At 57.4% G+C, this 15733-nt stretch carries 17 protein-coding genes; 2 read left to right on the top strand and 15 right to left on the bottom strand.

What is annotated here, in order from left to right; all coding sequences use genetic code 11:
- The 13 genes from ACTF58_RS06410 to ACTF58_RS06350 all read right to left on the bottom strand — a co-directional run.
- Positions 1 to 521 (bottom strand): sulfite exporter TauE/SafE family protein (locus ACTF58_RS06410; RefSeq protein WP_438991145.1); only part of this gene is annotated, 521 nt, incomplete at its 3' end.
- A 144-nt stretch (positions 522 to 665) separates the two neighbouring features.
- The gene (locus ACTF58_RS06405; protein WP_438991144.1) at positions 666 to 1643 is read right to left on the bottom strand and encodes an ABC transporter permease; all 978 of its coding nucleotides are present in this window, start codon (positions 1641 to 1643) and stop codon (positions 666 to 668) included.
- Positions 1643 to 2743 carry an ABC transporter permease gene (locus ACTF58_RS06400; RefSeq protein WP_438991143.1) on the bottom strand — a complete coding sequence of 367 codons (1101 nt, stop codon included), beginning with the start codon at positions 2741 to 2743 and terminating at the stop codon, positions 1643 to 1645. Before ACTF58_RS06400 ends, ACTF58_RS06405 begins: the two co-directional genes overlap by 1 nt.
- A complete protein-coding gene (locus tag ACTF58_RS06395) occupies positions 2743 to 4287 on the bottom strand; it encodes an ABC transporter ATP-binding protein (protein WP_438991142.1) in 1545 nt (514 codons plus the stop codon). The genes ACTF58_RS06400 and ACTF58_RS06395 overlap by 1 nt, the downstream gene beginning before the upstream one ends.
- Before the next feature lie 81 nt (positions 4288 to 4368).
- Positions 4369 to 5373 (bottom strand): BMP family lipoprotein, encoded by a 1005-nt coding sequence (locus ACTF58_RS06390; RefSeq protein WP_438991141.1) that lies wholly within the window; start codon positions 5371 to 5373, stop codon positions 4369 to 4371.
- Between the two features lie 139 nt (positions 5374 to 5512).
- Positions 5513 to 5929 carry a ribosomal protein S18-alanine N-acetyltransferase gene (gene rimI / locus ACTF58_RS06385; RefSeq protein WP_438991140.1) on the bottom strand — a complete coding sequence of 139 codons (417 nt, stop codon included), beginning with the start codon at positions 5927 to 5929 and terminating at the stop codon, positions 5513 to 5515.
- Entirely contained in the window at positions 5919 to 6497 is a 579-nt protein-coding gene (gene tsaB / locus ACTF58_RS06380) for a tRNA (adenosine(37)-N6)-threonylcarbamoyltransferase complex dimerization subunit type 1 TsaB (RefSeq protein WP_438991139.1), read from the bottom strand. Before tsaB ends, rimI begins: the two co-directional genes overlap by 11 nt.
- Positions 6487 to 7053: a NifU family protein gene (locus ACTF58_RS06375; protein ID WP_438991138.1), complete on the bottom strand. Its 567-nt coding sequence runs from the start codon at positions 7051 to 7053 to the stop codon at positions 6487 to 6489. Before ACTF58_RS06375 ends, tsaB begins: the two co-directional genes overlap by 11 nt.
- A 357-nt stretch (positions 7054 to 7410) precedes the next feature.
- Positions 7411 to 7998, bottom strand: a complete 588-nt coding sequence (locus tag ACTF58_RS06370; protein WP_438991137.1) for an ATP-dependent Clp protease proteolytic subunit — start codon at positions 7996 to 7998, stop codon at positions 7411 to 7413.
- A 22-nt stretch (positions 7999 to 8020) separates the two neighbouring features.
- On the bottom strand, positions 8021 to 8476 hold the full coding sequence (locus ACTF58_RS06365) for a universal stress protein (RefSeq protein WP_438991136.1): 456 nt from the start codon (positions 8474 to 8476) through the stop codon (positions 8021 to 8023).
- A gap of 67 nt (positions 8477 to 8543) precedes the next feature.
- The gene (locus tag ACTF58_RS06360; protein WP_438991135.1) at positions 8544 to 9410 is read right to left on the bottom strand and encodes a branched-chain amino acid aminotransferase; all 867 of its coding nucleotides are present in this window, start codon (positions 9408 to 9410) and stop codon (positions 8544 to 8546) included.
- A gap of 225 nt (positions 9411 to 9635) precedes the next feature.
- Entirely contained in the window at positions 9636 to 10310 is a 675-nt protein-coding gene (locus ACTF58_RS06355) for a GntR family transcriptional regulator (protein ID WP_438991134.1), read from the bottom strand.
- A 615-nt stretch (positions 10311 to 10925) separates the two neighbouring features.
- On the bottom strand, positions 10926 to 11570 hold the full coding sequence (locus tag ACTF58_RS06350; RefSeq protein WP_438991133.1) for a GntR family transcriptional regulator: 645 nt from the start codon (positions 11568 to 11570) through the stop codon (positions 10926 to 10928).
- A gap of 258 nt (positions 11571 to 11828) precedes the next feature.
- Between ACTF58_RS06350 and ACTF58_RS06345 the strand changes: the two genes are divergently transcribed.
- Complete coding sequence (locus tag ACTF58_RS06345) at positions 11829 to 12191, top strand: hypothetical protein (RefSeq protein WP_438991132.1); 363 nt, start codon at positions 11829 to 11831, stop codon at positions 12189 to 12191.
- A gap of 156 nt (positions 12192 to 12347) precedes the next feature.
- Here the strand turns inward: ACTF58_RS06345 and trpS are convergent, their stop codons facing one another.
- The gene (trpS, locus tag ACTF58_RS06340) at positions 12348 to 13379 is read right to left on the bottom strand and encodes a tryptophan--tRNA ligase (RefSeq protein WP_438991131.1); all 1032 of its coding nucleotides are present in this window, start codon (positions 13377 to 13379) and stop codon (positions 12348 to 12350) included.
- Positions 13380 to 13453: 74 nt separating this feature from the next.
- Here trpS and ACTF58_RS06335 point away from each other — a divergent pair, with 74 nt between their 5' ends.
- Positions 13454 to 14143 (top strand): rhomboid family intramembrane serine protease, encoded by a 690-nt coding sequence (locus ACTF58_RS06335; RefSeq protein ID WP_438991130.1) that lies wholly within the window; start codon positions 13454 to 13456, stop codon positions 14141 to 14143.
- Here ACTF58_RS06335 and murJ read toward each other — a convergent pair.
- A complete protein-coding gene (gene murJ / locus ACTF58_RS06330) occupies positions 14118 to 15659 on the bottom strand; it encodes a murein biosynthesis integral membrane protein MurJ (RefSeq protein WP_438991129.1) in 1542 nt (513 codons plus the stop codon). The genes ACTF58_RS06335 and murJ overlap by 26 nt on opposite strands.
- Between the last annotated feature and the right edge of the window lie 74 nt (positions 15660 to 15733).

Below are 15733 nucleotides of genomic sequence, written 5' to 3'. Positions count from 1 at the left end.
ACAGAGATATAAAGCCCTGAGGTGTGAAACCGCATCTTCATCGGCATCTTGGAAATCCAGCCGCGCTGGCGGCGGCGCTTGGGCGCGCCGGTTGCGCCTTTGGCGCGGCGGATGGCGTTGAGGCTTTCAACAAACATCAGTCCGCCAACAACACCGAGAAAGACCACATAGCAAAGCCGCACCAAGAGATCGACTTGCCCCAAAGCCTTGAGATAATTAAAGATCACAACCCCGATCGCCGCGCCCATAAGCCCGCCAACAAGCAAGACCGTGCCCATCTTCAGATCAACGGTTTTGCGTTTGAGGTGCGCAAGCACCCCCGAAAAGGAGGAGGCGACAATCTGGTTGGCTTCTGTGGCCACAGCCACCGCGGGGGGAATGCCGATAAAGAACAAAAGCGGCGTCATCAGAAAGCCGCCACCAACCCCGAACATCCCCGACAGAATGCCCACAATCCCGCCCAGCCCCAAAAGGACAAAGGCGTTGACCGAAACCTCGGCGATGGGCAGGTATATCATCATACCCTCTCCTAGCGTCAGCTTCGGGCCATTGGCAAGGGCAACAACCCGCATATTGCAGCTGGAAACATCTATTTACTTAAGCTGGCGCTATTGCGGCTGCTGCTGGCGCTATTGCGGCGGCTGCTGGCGCTATGTGGCGGGCGCTTAACGCTCCTTCACATAAGGCTCGCCCCCCGCGCGCGGCGGAATCGCCTTGCCGACAAACCCCGCCAGAATAACCACCGTGAGAATATAGGGCAGCGCCTCCATAAACTGCACAGGCACCGTGACCCCCGCCACATCAAAGCTCTGAAAGCGCACCGCAACAGCCTGCAACAGCCCGAACAAAAGACAGGCCGAAAGCGCGTGCCATGGCCGCCACTTGGCAAAAATAAGCGCCGCCAGCGCAATAAACCCGCGCCCCGCCGTCATCTCTTTGACAAATTGCGCCTGCAAGGCCGTCGCCAGATAGGCTCCCGCAATCCCGCAGAGAATACCGCAGATCATAACCGCGGCAAAGCGCAGCTTCACAACAGAAATCCCCGCCGTATCTACAGCCGCAGGGTTCTCGCCCACGGCACGCAGGCGAAGGCCAAAGCGCGTGCGAAACAGAACCCACCAGGTCAGCGGCACAAGCAAGAGCGACAGATAGACAATGATCGTATGGCCTGAAATCAGCTCGGAATAGACCTGCATCACAGGCCCCGCCTCGGCAATATCGCGCACACGCGTCAGCGCGCCCGGCAAGGTGATCGGCTCAAACCGCGCCGCCCCCGTGAGCGAGGGCGTGCGCCCGCCTTGGGCAAACCAGTCCTGCGCAATCAGAACAGTAAGACCCGAGGCCAGAAAGTTGATCGCCACACCAGAGATCAGCTGGTTGCCGCGAAAGGTGATCGAGGCGACGCCATGAACAAGCGAAAGCGCCATCGACGCACCAATCCCTGCCAGCATCCCGAGCCAGACATTGCCCGAGGCAAAAGCCACCGCCGCCGAAAACAGCGCCGCCGCCAGCATTTTGCCTTCAAGGCCGATGTCAAAAATCCCTGCGCGCTCGGAATAGAGCCCCGCAAGACAGGCCAGCAAAAGCGGCGTGGCAAGGCGCATGGTGCTATCAAGCACTTGAATAACAGTGAGAAACTCCATCACAGCGCCTCCTTCTTATTGCGCAGGGCGAGAAACACCCGCTCCAGCGGGGCGCGCACCATATGATCAAGCGCGCCTGTAAAGAGAATGACGAGCGCCTGAATCACCGTGATCAACTCACGCGGAATATTGGTCCAGAGCGCAAGCTCGGCCCCGCCCTGATAGAGAAAGCCAAACAAGAGCGCGGCAAGCAGCACCCCAAAAGGATGGTTGCGCCCCATCAGCGCGACGGCAATGCCGATAAAGCCTGCGCCCTCGGTCGAGTTGAGGATCAGCCGTTCAGCCTCGCCCTGAGTTGTGTTCACAGCCATAAGCCCCGCCAGCGCGCCCGAAATCAGCATGGCAATCACAGTGATGCGCACCGCCGATGTGCCTGCATAATTGGCCGCCGTTTCGGAAAAGCCGAAGTGGCGTATTTCATAGCCCAGCTTGGTGCGCCAAATCAGGAAATAAACAAACACACAGGCCGCAAGCGCCACAAAGAAGCTCACATTGACAGGCGCGCTCTTGAAAAGAGGGGCCGCCGCCGTGGAAAACATATCTTCAAAGGTCGGCAGGTTGGTCGCCTCTGGAAAGCGGGGCGAGGCCGGCTCCATGGCGCGGGCAGGGCGCAGCACATTGACAAGCATATATCCCAGCACAGAAAAGGCGATATAGTTGAACATGATCGTGGTGATCACAATGTGAGAGCCGCGCTTGGCCTGAAGATAGGCCGGGATCAAAGCCCAAGCCGCGCCAAACAGCCCCGCAAAAACAGATGCGCCAAGCAGCGCGAGGCTCCAATGCGGCCAAGGGATATAGAGACAGCAAAGCGCGACACCAAGGCCCGCCAGCATAGCCTGCCCCTCACCGCCGATGTTAAAGAGCCGCGCATGAAAGGCGACAGAAACAGCCAGACCGGTAAAGATAAAATTGGTGGCGTAATACAGCGTATAGCCCCAGCCCGAAGAGCGCATCAGTGCGCCGTCCACCATGAGTTTGAGCGCGGCCACAGGGTCTTCCCCGATGGCGAGGATCACAAGCGCCGAGAGGAGCGCCGCGAGCAAAAGCGAGATCAGCGGCACAAGTGTGGCATCCGCCCATTTTGGCATCTTTTCCATTAGGCCGCCGCTCCGTCTGTGTCTGTTGTGCTCATACCCGCCATCATCATCCCGAGCTCTTTTTCGTCGGTCGCCTCTGGCAGGCGCTCGCCCATGATCTGCCCGTCAAACATGACGGCGATACGGTCTGAGAGCGAGAGGATTTCTTCCAGCTCCACACTCACCAGCAAGATCGCCTTGCCCGCGTCGCGCAGCGCGATGATCTGTTGGTGAATAAATTCGATAGCGCCAATATCCACGCCGCGTGTCGGCTGCCCGATCAGAAGCAGATCGGGGTTGCGCTCCATTTCGCGCGCCAGAACCAGCTTTTGCTGGTTGCCGCCCGAGAAGTTCTTGGCCGCAAGTCTCGCATCTGGCGGGCGCACATCAAAGCGCTCGATCTTGCCCTTGGCGTCCTCGATGATTTTGGCGTTGTCCATAAAGGGCCCGCGCTGAAAGGCAGGGTCACGGTGATAGCCGAAAATCGTGTTTTCCCAAGCGCTGAACTCCATGATCAGCCCCTCGCGCTGGCGGTCTTCGGGCACATGGGCAATGCCGCGCGCCCGCCGCGACTGCCCGTCCGAGGCGCGCCCCGTGAGGTCGATCTCTTCGCCGTTGACGCGCACCGTTCCGGTGCCGTTTTGCATCCCGCCCAAGACTTCCAGAAGCTCACTCTGCCCGTTGCCCGAAACACCCGCAATCCCGAGGATCTCGCCCGCGCGCAGGGTGAGCGAAATGCCCTTGAGGCGGGCCACGCCCTTGCTGTCCGTCACCCGCAGGTCTTGCACATCAAGCACCGTCTCCTTGGGCGCGGCGGGCTTTTTATCGACCCTGAGCAAGACTTTCCGCCCCACCATAAGCTCTGCCAACTGCGCGGGGCTGGTCTCGGCCGTCTTCACCGTCGCAGTCATCTGGCCGCGCCGCATGACACTCACAGTATCGGTGATCTCCATAATTTCGCGCAACTTATGGGTGATCAGAATGATGGTTTTGCCCTCTTCGCGCAGGCGGTTGAGAATGCGAAAGAGCTGGTCGGCCTCCGCAGGCGTCAAAACCCCTGTCGGCTCGTCCAGAATAAGAATATCCGCCTTGCGATAAAGCGCCTTGAGGATTTCCACGCGCTGCTGGCGGCCCACGCCAATATCCTGAATGAGCGCGTCAGGATCGACATGAAGCTCGTATTCCTCCGCCAGCTCTTTCAAACTCTTGCGCGCCTTGGCCAGCGAGGGCCGCAACAGCCCGCCATCTTCCGCGCCAAGGATCACATTTTCCAGAACAGTGAAATTCTCCACCAGCTTGAAATGCTGAAACACCATCCCGATCCCCGCCGCAATCGCGGCTTGGCTGTCGGGGATCTCGGTCTTCTCACCGTGAATAAAGATCTCGCCCTTATCGGCCTTGTAAAAGCCAAAGAGGATAGACATCAGCGTCGATTTTCCCGCGCCGTTCTCGCCGATGATCCCGTGGATCGTTCCGGGCATCACACGGATCGAAATATCCTTATTGGCCTCAACAGGGCCAAAAGATTTGGAAATGCCCTTAAGCTCAATCGCCGGTTCTGTCATCTTATCCCCCAAACTCCGCCCATCGGAGCGAAAAGGCCGCCCAATCTCTCGGGCGGCCTCTGGTCTTACACTCTGCCCAAATCAGAACTGGATCGCTGGGCAGCTGTCGTTTTCATAGTAGCTCACAACATTCAGATCGCCCGCAATGATCTGCGCGCGCGCCGCTTCCACGGCGGCTGTCATCTCGGCAGTCACAAGCGCCGCGTTGTGCTCGTCCATCGCGACGCCAACGCCGTCATCCGCAAGGCCAAGCACGGTCATACCGCCTGTTTCAAGGCCTTCGCCCGCTGTCATGGCGTTATAAACGGCCACATCGACGCGCTTCAGCATAGAGGTCAGAACCTTGCCTGAGTGCAGGTGGTTCTGGTTGCTGTCGACACCAATCGAGAGGATGCCCTCGTCAGCCGCTGTCTGCAATACGCCGACGCCTGTGCCGCCCGCCGCCGCATAGATCACGTCTGCGCCTTGGCTGATCTGCGCCTTGGCAAGCTCGGAGCCTTTCACGGGGTCGTTCCATGCTGTTGGCGTTGTGCCTGTCATGTTCGCTACGATATTGATATCGGCGTTCACAGATTTGGCGCCTTGGGCAAAGCCGCAGCCAAAGTGGCGAATGAGTGGAACATCCATACCGCCGATAAAGCCGACAGTGTTTGTCTTGCTCGCCATCGCCGCCATCATACCGACAAGGTAGGAGCCTTGGTGCTCTTGAAAGGCAATCAGCTGCACGTTGGCAGGGATTTCTGGCAACCAACCGTCAATATTGACAAATTTCGTGTCAGGATAGTCTTTCGCAACTTCTTCCATGGCCGAAGCAATGGCAAAGCCCGTGGTCACAACAGGGTTGGCACCGGCTTCTGCAAAGCGGCGGAGCGCTTGCTCGCGCTGGGCTTCTGATTGAAGCTCGATCTCGCGATAGGTGCCGCCTGTTTCTTTGGCCCAACGCTCGGCGCCGTTAAAAGCCGCTTCGTTGAAAGATTTGTCAAACTTACCACCAAGATCATAGATCAGGGCTGGCTCGGCCAAGGCTGCGCCAGCGCTCAGCGCAAGGGCGGCTGACGCGCCAAGAAGTTTCTGAATGAGGCTCATGGGTCTCTCCCGTTTTGGTATTGCGCAGCACAAAGTGTCATGCCGCGAGGGTTGCAAAGTAAAAAATGCTAATGGGATATTAGGGCGCTTTCAGAGCACAGGGTCAACCGATTCTTAAGGGGTGACCTAAGGTTAAAGCTCAGGGAGCGCGCAAGCGCCGCCGCAAAACAAGCGCATCCACAGCCGCGCTTTGCGGGCGCGCATAATAGCCTCTGCGCCGCCCGACCTCCTCAAAGCCGGCTTGCGCATAAAGCGCGCGGGCGGGCGCGTTGTCTTCGGCGACTTCGAGAAAAAGCTGGGCCACATTTTTGTCTGTTAGCCGCGCCGCAAGCGCCGCCAAAAGGCTGCGCCCCGTGCCGCGCCCCTGCGCCTCGGGCAAAACCGCGATGGTGAGAAGCTCGGCCTCATCCAGCGTCACCCGCGCCAGCGCAAAGCCGATAGAGGTGCTCTCAAGCACTGCGCCTGTTTCCGAGGCGAGCGCCGCAAGCTCCTCTGCCGACCATGGCCGCGCGGGAAAGCAGGCGGCGTGAATATCGGCCAGCGCGTCAGGCGTCATCCAGAATCCTTGGGGGCTGGTCCGCTGCAGGTGCCGCGTCGGCGGCGCGAATATAGAGCGGCGCTGGAGCGGGCGCAGCCTCTGTTGCTGCCGCGATCCGCGCGATCCGTTCAACAAGCTCTTGTGGCGCAGGCAGCCCAAGTGCCGCTCCCGCCTCTGCCGCAGGGATAAGCGCGGCCTCATCTCCGACTTTTGAAAAATAAACCTGCTCCTGCGGCGCAGGCAGCGCGACGGGCGTATCGGCACTGACGCCAAGCCGCGCCGCCGCAAATCCGCTCACGCCGACAGCAGGGATCTCAAGCGACATCGCAAGCCCGCGCGCCGCCGAAACAGCAATGCGAATACCTGTAAAATTGCCAGGCCCGACGCCAACGCCGATCTTGCCCACGTCTTGCCATATGTGGCCATGGGCGGCGAGCAGCTCTTCCAGAAACACAAACAAGCGCTCCGACTGGCCGCGCTTCATTGGCTCATAAGCCGTTCCAAGCAGCTGCTCCCCCAAGAGCAAAGCGGCCGCGCAATGCGCGGCCGATGTGTCAAACGCCAGTGTGAGGGTTTCAGACGGCAACAGGGCGCACCTCTGTCACCTCGGGGATATAATGGCGCAGCAAGTTCTCGATGCCCATCTTGAGGGTGATGGTCGAAGAGGGGCAGCCCGCGCAAGCGCCTTGCATATGCAAATAGACCACGCCTTTTTCAAAGCCGTAAAAGGTGATGTCGCCGCCGTCTTGGGCCACGGCTGGGCGCACGCGTGTGTCCAGAAGCTCTTTGATCTGACCAACGATTTCGCTGTCTTCGCCAGTGTGCTCGGCATGGCCGCCTGCCGCTGGCGCACCGCTGTCTGACAGCGCGGGTTCGCCCGATTGGAAGTGCTCCATGATCGCGCCCAGAACCGAGGGCTTGATATGGTCCCACGCCACGGCGTCGTCTTTTGTCACGGTCACAAAATCTGTGCCAAGAAACACGCCCGTGACCCCGTCAACGCCATAGACACGGCTGGCCAGCGGCGAGCTTGCCGCGCTTTCGGCGCTTGGAAAGTCGGCTGTGCCTGTCGCCAGAACAGTCTGGCCCGGCAAGAACTTGAGCGTGGCGGGGTTTGGCGTGGATTCTGTCTGGATAAACATGGCGCGTGTTCCTTATCTCTTTGCTCAGATATGAGGCGCGCGGCGGGCAAAGTCAAGTTTTGGAATGATTCTAAACTATGCGGGCACGCGGCAGGACAGCAGAAAATCTCTCGGGCGCGTTAAGCCTGCGGGCGGTGCATTTCCTTAATTTGCGTTAACCTTGGCTGTGTTTGGGGGGTGCACGCATGGTGCACGCATGGTGCACGCTTTGCACCCCCCCGTTTTTGGCCTTTCCAGAAAGCTTAACCCGCCAAAACGCAGGGCCAAGGATATCTTAACCTATTGGGGCCTGTGCGGCGTTTTACGCATAAAAAAGGCCCGCAAACGCGGGCCTTTTGGGGTCAAAATAGAGTGGCGTCACAGCTCTGAGGCGTGGGTGATCACTTTGGACAGGATGCCGTAATCCATCGCCTCTTTGGTGTCCATCCAGTGGTCACGCTCGATATCTTTCATAACCTTTTCAAGCTTTTGGCCAGTTTGCTCGGAAATGATCCGAGCCAGACGGGCGCGCATGATTTCGATCTGCTCGGCCTGAATGGCAATGTCTGTGACCTTGCCCCCGACGCCGCCTGAGGGCTGGTGAATGAGAAAGCGGGTGTTGGGCAGGCAAACACGGTCTTCCTTGTCCACCGCAAGGAAAATATGCGTCCCCGCCGAAGCAACCCAGCCTGTGCCCACAATCTTCACCCGCGGCTTGATAAACCGGATCACATCATGGATCGAATCACCCGCTTCAACGTGCCCGCCTTGGCTGTTGAGAAAGAGCGTGATGTCCTCGTCACTGTCCGCCGCAAGCGCCAGAAGCTGGCCCACAACACGGCTCGCCATCTTCTGATCAATCGCTTCACAGATCAAGATCTGGCGCGCTTCAAACAGCTTCTGGCCGACATTGCCGCTTTTCTTGTCGTCGTCTTTTTTGTCGTCGTTCTTGTCTTGATCGCTCATAATATATCCTGTTTTCAGCGTATTAGGTGATGGCTTCGAGGCGTTCTTTGGAGAGTTCGCCGGGCACAATGGTGATTGGAATTTCAAGAGTTCCCGCGTTGCGAGTGAGCTGTGTCACGAGCGGGCCGGGGCCTTTTTTGTCCGAGCTTGCGCCCAGAACAAGCACGCCGATTTCGTCGTCGGCCTGCACTTGTTGTAGAATTTCAGAGATCGGTTCGCCCTCGCGAATGACGAGCTCAGGGTCGACGCCCTGCCTATCACGCATCCACTTTGCGAAGACTTCAAAATGCGCATGGATCCGCTCGCGGGCCTCCTCGCGCATGATGTCGCCAATGCCAATCCAGTGGTTGAACTCCTCAGGGGGAATCACCGCAAGAATTTCAACGCCGCCGCCCGACTTGGCCGCCCGCATCGCCGCAAAGCGCATCGCGTTCAGGCATTCGCGGCTGTCATCCAGCACAACAAGAAACTTCCGCATCTTCAGCCTCCCTCATCAGCCAACATCGCCGCGCAGAATGACGCAACAGCGCCCTCTGTGCAATGGCTCATCCTGCGTTAGACGCGGCCCAATCCCAGTAAAGCTCCCGTGCGCGGCGGGTGATCGGGCCGACTTGATAGCTTGTGTCGTCAAAGGCTGTGACGGGGGTAATCTTGGACATATTGCCCGAGAGAAACACTTCATCCGCCTCGTGAAAATCGTCAAAGCTGAGCACGGTTTCATGCACGCTCATCCCGTCAGAGCGCAGGTTTGACATATGGCGCGCGCGGGTGATCCCCGCGAGGAAGGTGCCATTGGCGATGGGCGTAAAAACCTCGCCATCCTTGACCATAAACACATTCGCCGTGGCCGTCTCGGCGACATTGCCCATAGCATCCGCCACCAGCGCGTTGCCAAAGCCCTTGTTGCGCGCCTCGGTCAGCATACGGGCGTTGTTCGGGTAAAGGCAGCCTGCCTTGGCGTTCACAACCGCGCTCTCAAGCACAGGGCGGCGAAAGCGGGTCTGTGTCAGGGTCGTGCTCGCGGTGTCGGCGGCAAAGGGGATTTCTTCAAGGCAAATGGCAAAGCCTGTTTCCTCACGGCTTGGAACAATCGCGGTGATGTCGCCGCCAATGCCCCAATACATCGGGCGGATATAGACCGCCGCGGCAACAGGGTAGCTCTTTAAACCGTCCTTGACGATCTCCACCATCTCATCAGCCGCAACGGTGGGCTGGAGCAGCAGGGCCTCAGCAGAGCGGTTCACGCGGGCACAATGCAAATCAAGATCAGGCATCAGCCCGTTCACAAACCGTGCCCCGTCAAACACGCCAGAGCCAAGCCAAGCGCCATGATCTGCCGCGTTGATGATGGGGGTATTGCCCTCATGCCACGCGCCGTTGAAATATGTTTTGATATTGGTTCCGACGGCCATAACACTTCCTCCCGTTCTGCCCGAGGTTAGAATGGGCCACAGGCAGGGTAAAGCCTCAAATCAGGCGCCAAGCCCCGCGCGCGCCGCTTGGCCCGTTGTGCGGCGCGGGACATTTACGCTTTGGTAAGGTTCATGCGGCTTCATAAGAGGCGTGATGACCCCGATCCGAAGCTGAGGAGAAAACAAATCACATAGGAAGACCAAGCACTGCAAGGTGCTATGCTGTCAGGCGTCGGCGCCGTCGTTTGAGCCGAGGTCATAATAGGCCACCATGCGGTCGATATGGTTGCGGCCCATTTTGGCCGAAATGCCAAGCAAGTCGCGCTCGGTGCCGTTTGTTGCGGCGTCTATAGCTGTTTCGAGGTTTGACGCGGCAAGCCCCCAAGAGCCTTCAACGCCTGCAGAGACTTCTTGTGTGCGCCAGCGAATGAGCCGCCAGAAGGCCGCCTGATGGGCAAAGCGGATAATCGGATCGGAGATCATATGCGCCATGGCATCAATGATACGGCCATATAAATCAACAAAAGCCTCGGGGGAGCGGTCGTCATCAATCATCAAACTGTTGTGAACCGACATCAGTCCCAATGTGGTTTTGCGGGGGACAGGCGCGTCTTTGGCGACGCTGATCGCGACATTGCAAATCGAGCCATAGGTTTCAAAGTGTTTTGGCAGGTCTGTCAATGTGAGCACAGTGGTCTGCGTTCCGAGGCCTGTTTGGGTTTCAACAAGCTGCGCATTGGCAAGAAGTTGCAGGATATGGCGGATCGGCGTGCGGGAGACACCAAATTCGTCTGCCAGAGCCGTCTCCTTGAGCCAGATCGGCTCGCGCGGATCAGCGAGGCAGATCTTCGTGCGGATCGCTTGTAAGATGTCGGCCTGTTGTCCAACCATTCGGTGCATAATGTGCGCGGCCTTTTATGTCCTCTGGAATATGTGAGTTCATGTATACGGTGTGTTTCTCCATGCCTCAACACAATTGGGTGCCTTTGCGGTAACTTAGGGGGCAGGGTCGTCGATATTAATGTAAACTGCGCTTCATTTCTGATTGGGCTTGCACGCGCCACCCTCCCCTGTATACAGGTATTCACATGTGTAGCATTATTCACGTTTTCTATATAATCCGCATCAGTGGTTTACATACCTCCATGGTTGTGTGACCGTGTATACACGTGCTCAGGTGTGCGTGAGTTGGAGTATTCGGTAGGCTTGGTCAAGATAGGCATAGCCGCGGTTCACAGTTTCGAACACGTCGATTTATTTGGCTCAGGTGTCGATTTGAGCGAAGAGTCACGGCCGCATCTTGCTTGCGGTTAGGTTGGGCCCTTAACGTCCCCAACGTGGTATCAGCCTAACATCAAGGTGCGCGAACACAATGCGATGCGGCCGTGACACTTATCAACCAACCAATCTTTTTAGCTGGTTTTGCACAGTGCAAAGCCGGGATTTTCCGCTTTGCGCCAAACGAAAGCTAGCTGATGCGATGTGAAATGCAAGCTTTTTGCACAGACAGCGCCGCTATGCGCTGGCCCGCAATGCAGCGACCTGACGTTTTGCGCCCTTGCTGATTCCCATCAGAAGGTCTTGGGTTGTGCCCGTCATGGCCGCGTCGGCCAGCATTGTCAGGTTGCGCTCCGTCATCTCCCAGGACTCTCCTTGCCCTGTCATGATGTCATGGGCACGCCAGCGAATCATACGCCAGAGCGCGGCTTGAAGGGCAAAGCAGACAATCGGGTCTTCAATCGCGCTGGCCAGCGCATCAGTGGTGCGCCCAGATACCTCAAGCATCAATTCTACCGAGCGGTTTGTTTCGATCTGCATGAGGTTTTTGACAGTCATAAACTCCAGCTTGGTCTTGTGGCTGATCGGTTTGGATGAAGCATACCGCGCGGCGACTTCTCCCAGCTCTCCCATCAAAATGTGATGGGCGATGCGGTCTTCTTTCTTGAGGGCGGTGCTTTGCGTGCTGACCCCTGATTGTGTTTCAACCAGCTGAACATTGGTCAGAAGCTGCAAGACCTGCCGCACGGGCGTCCTGGAAACATTGTATTTTTTCGCGAGCGCATTCTCGGAGAGGGTCCAGGATGTGCAGGGGTCTTGCAGGCAGATATCAATCCTGATCGCTTTGAGAATCTCGGATTGCCGTCCGGCCAATCTGAACATGGAATCTACGCCTTATGTGTTGAAGCTCTTCATCTTGTGTACAGGCGTACAGGTCATCGTGGGCCGGCGCAAGTTTTTAAGTGTTTGAAAGTTAATGCTTAAATCATGAAATCCGGTCACGGGAAAATATTTTGAGAAAAACGTTTACAGAAGCATTGTGTTTTGGCACACTTGTATACAGGTGCTCAGTCATATGTGGGCCGCAAAAACAGACCGAGTAACAACCACACTGTAACGAATAAATTTTGAGGAGCGCCCATGGCAACCACACAGCAAAAAGTCACTCGTCCAAAATTCGAACAGATATTGCGCCCCCGGTTCACTCCAATCTCGCCCTCAGGCGTCAGCACTTTGTCTGACCTCGATGAGTATATCATCCGCAAGGCAGAGATTGTCGGCGCCCGTCGCGACCGCGACTTTGGCGTGATCGAGGTGCGTATCAAATTGAAATACCAGACACAGGCATCAGGGCCTCTGATGCAAATGAACCGCTTGATTGTTCTGGATATCTGCCATGCGCAAACTGCGAAAGATCGGCGTAAGCGCCTGTTCCGCCACGTCTTTGAGATGGCGCGCCTGATTTTGCGGCGCGACAAGAGCGAGTTTGCCCTAGCCGCTTAACGCCTGCCTTGGCGCGCCGTCTCAAAGGCCCATGTAACCCGCCAGAAAAGGAGACAATTTCTACTGCTTTTTCGATCTACCTTAGCGAATTCTTCCTGTTCCAGTCCCGAAGAATTCGATACCCCAACTCCAGCGCCCCTTATGGGGCGCTTTTTTTTAGCGCACCATGCCCACGATATCGTAAGTCTTCTCAAGGATCGGCGCAGCAATCGCGCGGGCCGCGTCTGCGCCTTTGTGCAATAGCGCATCAATTTCGGCTTCGTTTTCCATAAGCCGTGCCATCTCGCCCGAAATAGGAGCGAGTTTTGCCACAGCCAAATCGGCAAGTAAGGGTTTGAACTCTGAAAAGGCTTTGCCGCCCACATCCTTGAGCACCGCGTCAACACTCATATCCGCAAGGCCGGCATAGATATTCACCAGATTGCGCGCCTCGGGGCGGCCTTCCAGCCCATCGGCCTCAGACGGCAAAGCGTCAGGGTCGGTCTTGGCTTTGCGGATTTTCTTGGCGAGCGTGTCTGCGTCATCTGTCATATTGATGCGCGAGGCGTCAGACGGATCTGATTTGGACATTTTCTTGCTGCCATCGCGCAAGCTCATCACCCGCGTGGCAGCCCCCTCGATGACCGGCTCGGTGACGGGAAAGAAATCTACCCCGTAGTCGTTGTTAAACTTGATCGCGATGTCCCGCGTCAGCTCCAGATGCTGCTTCTGGTCTTCACCAACAGGCACGTGTGTCGCATGATAGGTGAGAATATCCGCCGCCATAAGAGACGGATAAGCAAAAAGACCGAGCGAGGCGTTTTGAGAATTCTTGCCGGCTTTGTCTTTCCACTGGGTCATGCGCTGCATCCAGCCCATGCGCGCGACGCAGTTGAAGATCCAGCCGAGTTGGGCGTGCTCTGCGACTTGCGACTGGTTGAACAGGATCGATTTGGCAGGATCAATGCCCGAAGCAATAAAGCCTGCGGCCAGTTCGCGGGTCTGACGACGCAGTGCGGCGGGGTCTTGCCAGACGGTGATGGCGTGAAGATCGACCATGCAATAAATTGTCTCATAGTCTTCTTCTTGCATCTGGACGAAACGTTTGATCGCGCCGAGATAATTGCCAAGGGTCAGACCGCCTGACGGCTGGATGCCCGAGAAAACACGTTTCTTGAACGCCGCGTTCGGCTGGAGCGCATCGCTCATGATATTTCTCCGTCTGGAATTCTGGGTGCTGCTGGCTTACTCAGGAGGTCAAGCAACGTCAAGCCGAGGCCGACATGAAGACCACGCAAAGCCCTGTGAACGATATTTCTCCCGTTGTTGTGGTGCTTTTTGCCGCGATGGTGGGTGTCGAGGCCCTTTTTGCGGCCGCTGAAGCGGGTCTGATTGGCGGGCGCATGGGGATCGGTTGGCGCGTCTCTGCGATTGAAGACTATGGGGTGTTTGGCAGCCTTGTGCAGATCATGTGGGAACGTGGCGAGTGGCCGCTAGCCCATTTGCTCCGCTTTATGAGCTATCCCTTTTTGCATGGCAATTTCACTCATATGATTTTTGCAGCGGCGATCATGCTGGCGCTTGGAAAATATGTGGGTGACAGATTCCGCTGGTGGGCGGTGTTGGCTGTGTTTTTTGCCGCGTCAATCTCGGGCGCACTGGTTTGGGGGCTTGTCTGGAGTGAGGCTGGCGTGCTTATCGGAGCCTATCCTGCGGCCTACGGTTTGATCGGTGCTTTCACATATATTTTGTGGGTTCAGCTGCGCGTTCTGGGCGCGCCGCAGATCAGGGCCTTCCAGCTGATTGGGTTCTTGCTGGCGATCCGTCTTTTGTTGGGGCTTCTGTTTGGCTCTGACGGGGTCTGGCTTGCCGAGTGTGTCGGCTTTGCCACCGGGTTTGGCCTGTCGTTTCTGGTCAGCCCTGGAGGGTTTCAGCGTCTTCGCGACGCTATCCGCGGCGCAAGGCAGACCTGAATTCAGCCAAACGAAACGCGCCAAAGAGCTGGCCGAGGCCGAAATAAGCCAAAACACTGATCATAACCAGCAAGCCAAGCGCGAGATACCGCCAGCCGCCCGCAATAAAGAGCGGCGACAGCGCCAGATTGCTCGCCCAGAGAACCGCCCCCATCGCGGCGGATGTCAGGGCAATACGCCAGACCCTTTGCTTAAAGCGCGCATCAAGGCGCGTGACACCGCCGAATTTGCGCGCGCCAAAGCCAAGCTGTGCAACCATAATCCAAGCGGCCAGCGTGGCCGCCACAGCGGGGGCCAGCCAGCCTAGGTATGGCTTGAGGCCAAAGGCCAGCACGAGATTGACCACCATCGCAACCAGAGCATAGCGGAAGGGGCTTTGGGTATCTTCGCGGGCAAAGAAGAGCGGTTGGAGCGTCTTTTGCAAGACAAAAGCAGGCAGGCCGAGGCCATAAATGCTTACTGCAAGAGCCGTGGCCGCAGCGTCATCCCCTGAAAAATTGCCGCGTTGAAAAAGCACCGACACGAGCGGCAAGGGGATCACCATAAGCGCCACCGCAGAGGGAAGTGTGAGCGCTAGAGAAAGCTCGGTTGCCCGCGAATAGGCGTTTTGTGCGCCCGCATCATCGCCCGCTTTGAGGCGGCGGGACAGGTCGGGCAAGAGCACGATCCCGACCGCAATTCCAACCACCCCCAAAGGCAGCTGATAGAGACGGTCCGCAGCGTAAAGCCAGCTCACGGCTTTTTCATAATCTGAGGCCACCAATTGACCGACGACAAGATTGATCTGGACAACACCCATAGCCAAGGCCGCAGGCACTGCAACGCGCAGAAGCTTGCCCATTTCAGGGCTTGGGCGTGGAAGTTTTGGCACAATCCGCAGCCCTGCACGGCGCGTGGCGACATAGACCAGTGCAAGCTGCGCCATGCCTGCGAAAGGAATACTCCAGACGAGCGCCACCGCGACGGCGCCGCCACTCTGGGCGGCAAACAGCATGGCTGCTGTGAGAATAATGTTGAGCAACACAGGCGCAGCCGCAGCCGCAGCAAAGCGGCCCGTCGCATTCAAAACTCCCGAAAACAGAGCCGCCAGCGAGATAAAGAAAATATAAGGAAAGACAATCCGGCCAAAGCCTGTTGCCATATCAAAGCGTTCATCTCCGGCAAAGCCCTCAGCTGTGGCCCAAATCAGCGCAGGCATAAACACAAGCGCCACGCCTGTAAGGGCAAGAAGCAACAGACTGAGCCAACTTAAGGCTGCAGAGGCAAACCCCTCGGGGTCTTCGCCAGCTTCGAGTTTTTTGGAAAACATCGGTACAAATGCAGCATTGAAGGCCCCTTCGGCAAAGAAACGGCGGAACATATTGGGCAGACGGAAGGCCACCACGAAAGCATCCATCACGGCCCCCGGGCCGATATAGGAGGAAATCAGAATATCACGCGCAAACCCCATGATCCGGCTCATCAGGGTCCAGAAGCCGACGGTGAATATGCCAGAGATAAGGCGGATTTGTTTCATCTAGAGGTCTTTTATTGTTTGAAGCAGGTTTAGACGATTGCCGCGCAGCAAGGAAGCAAAGGTTTTGCACCGTG

Source organism: Lentibacter sp. (genome assembly GCF_965657785.1).
In the GTDB taxonomy this organism is placed as follows: domain Bacteria; phylum Pseudomonadota; class Alphaproteobacteria; order Rhodobacterales; family Rhodobacteraceae; genus Lentibacter.
This window is presented reverse-complemented; position numbering and strand designations above follow the sequence as displayed.

Bases quoted from the DNA above. Each gene is read 5' to 3' on its own strand.
- murJ (WP_438991129.1), bottom strand. From the start codon at position 15,659: ATGAAACAAATCCGCCTTATCTCTGGCATATTCACCGTCGGCTTCTGG.
- ACTF58_RS06390 (WP_438991141.1), bottom strand. From the start codon at position 5,373: ATGAGCCTCATTCAGAAACTTCTTGGCGCGTCAGCCGCCCTTGCGCTG.
- ACTF58_RS06345 (WP_438991132.1), top strand. From the start codon at position 11,829: ATGGCAACCACACAGCAAAAAGTCACTCGTCCAAAATTCGAACAGATA.
- ACTF58_RS06395 (WP_438991142.1), bottom strand. From the start codon at position 4,287: ATGACAGAACCGGCGATTGAGCTTAAGGGCATTTCCAAATCTTTTGGC.
- ACTF58_RS06405 (WP_438991144.1), bottom strand. From the start codon at position 1,643: ATGGAGTTTCTCACTGTTATTCAAGTGCTTGATAGCACCATGCGCCTT.
- ACTF58_RS06350 (WP_438991133.1), bottom strand. From the start codon at position 11,570: ATGTTCAGATTGGCCGGACGGCAATCCGAGATTCTCAAAGCGATCAGG.
- ACTF58_RS06370 (WP_438991137.1), bottom strand. From the start codon at position 7,998: ATGAGCGATCAAGACAAGAACGACGACAAAAAAGACGACGACAAGAAA.
- trpS (WP_438991131.1), bottom strand. From the start codon at position 13,379: ATGAGCGATGCGCTCCAGCCGAACGCGGCGTTCAAGAAACGTGTTTTC.
- ACTF58_RS06360 (WP_438991135.1), bottom strand. From the start codon at position 9,410: ATGGCCGTCGGAACCAATATCAAAACATATTTCAACGGCGCGTGGCAT.
- rimI (WP_438991140.1), bottom strand. From the start codon at position 5,929: ATGACGCCTGACGCGCTGGCCGATATTCACGCCGCCTGCTTTCCCGCG.
- ACTF58_RS06355 (WP_438991134.1), bottom strand. From the start codon at position 10,310: ATGCACCGAATGGTTGGACAACAGGCCGACATCTTACAAGCGATCCGC.
- ACTF58_RS06335 (WP_438991130.1), top strand. From the start codon at position 13,454: ATGAAGACCACGCAAAGCCCTGTGAACGATATTTCTCCCGTTGTTGTG.
- ACTF58_RS06375 (WP_438991138.1), bottom strand. From the start codon at position 7,053: ATGTTTATCCAGACAGAATCCACGCCAAACCCCGCCACGCTCAAGTTC.
- ACTF58_RS06400 (WP_438991143.1), bottom strand. From the start codon at position 2,743: ATGGAAAAGATGCCAAAATGGGCGGATGCCACACTTGTGCCGCTGATC.
- ACTF58_RS06365 (WP_438991136.1), bottom strand. From the start codon at position 8,476: ATGCGGAAGTTTCTTGTTGTGCTGGATGACAGCCGCGAATGCCTGAAC.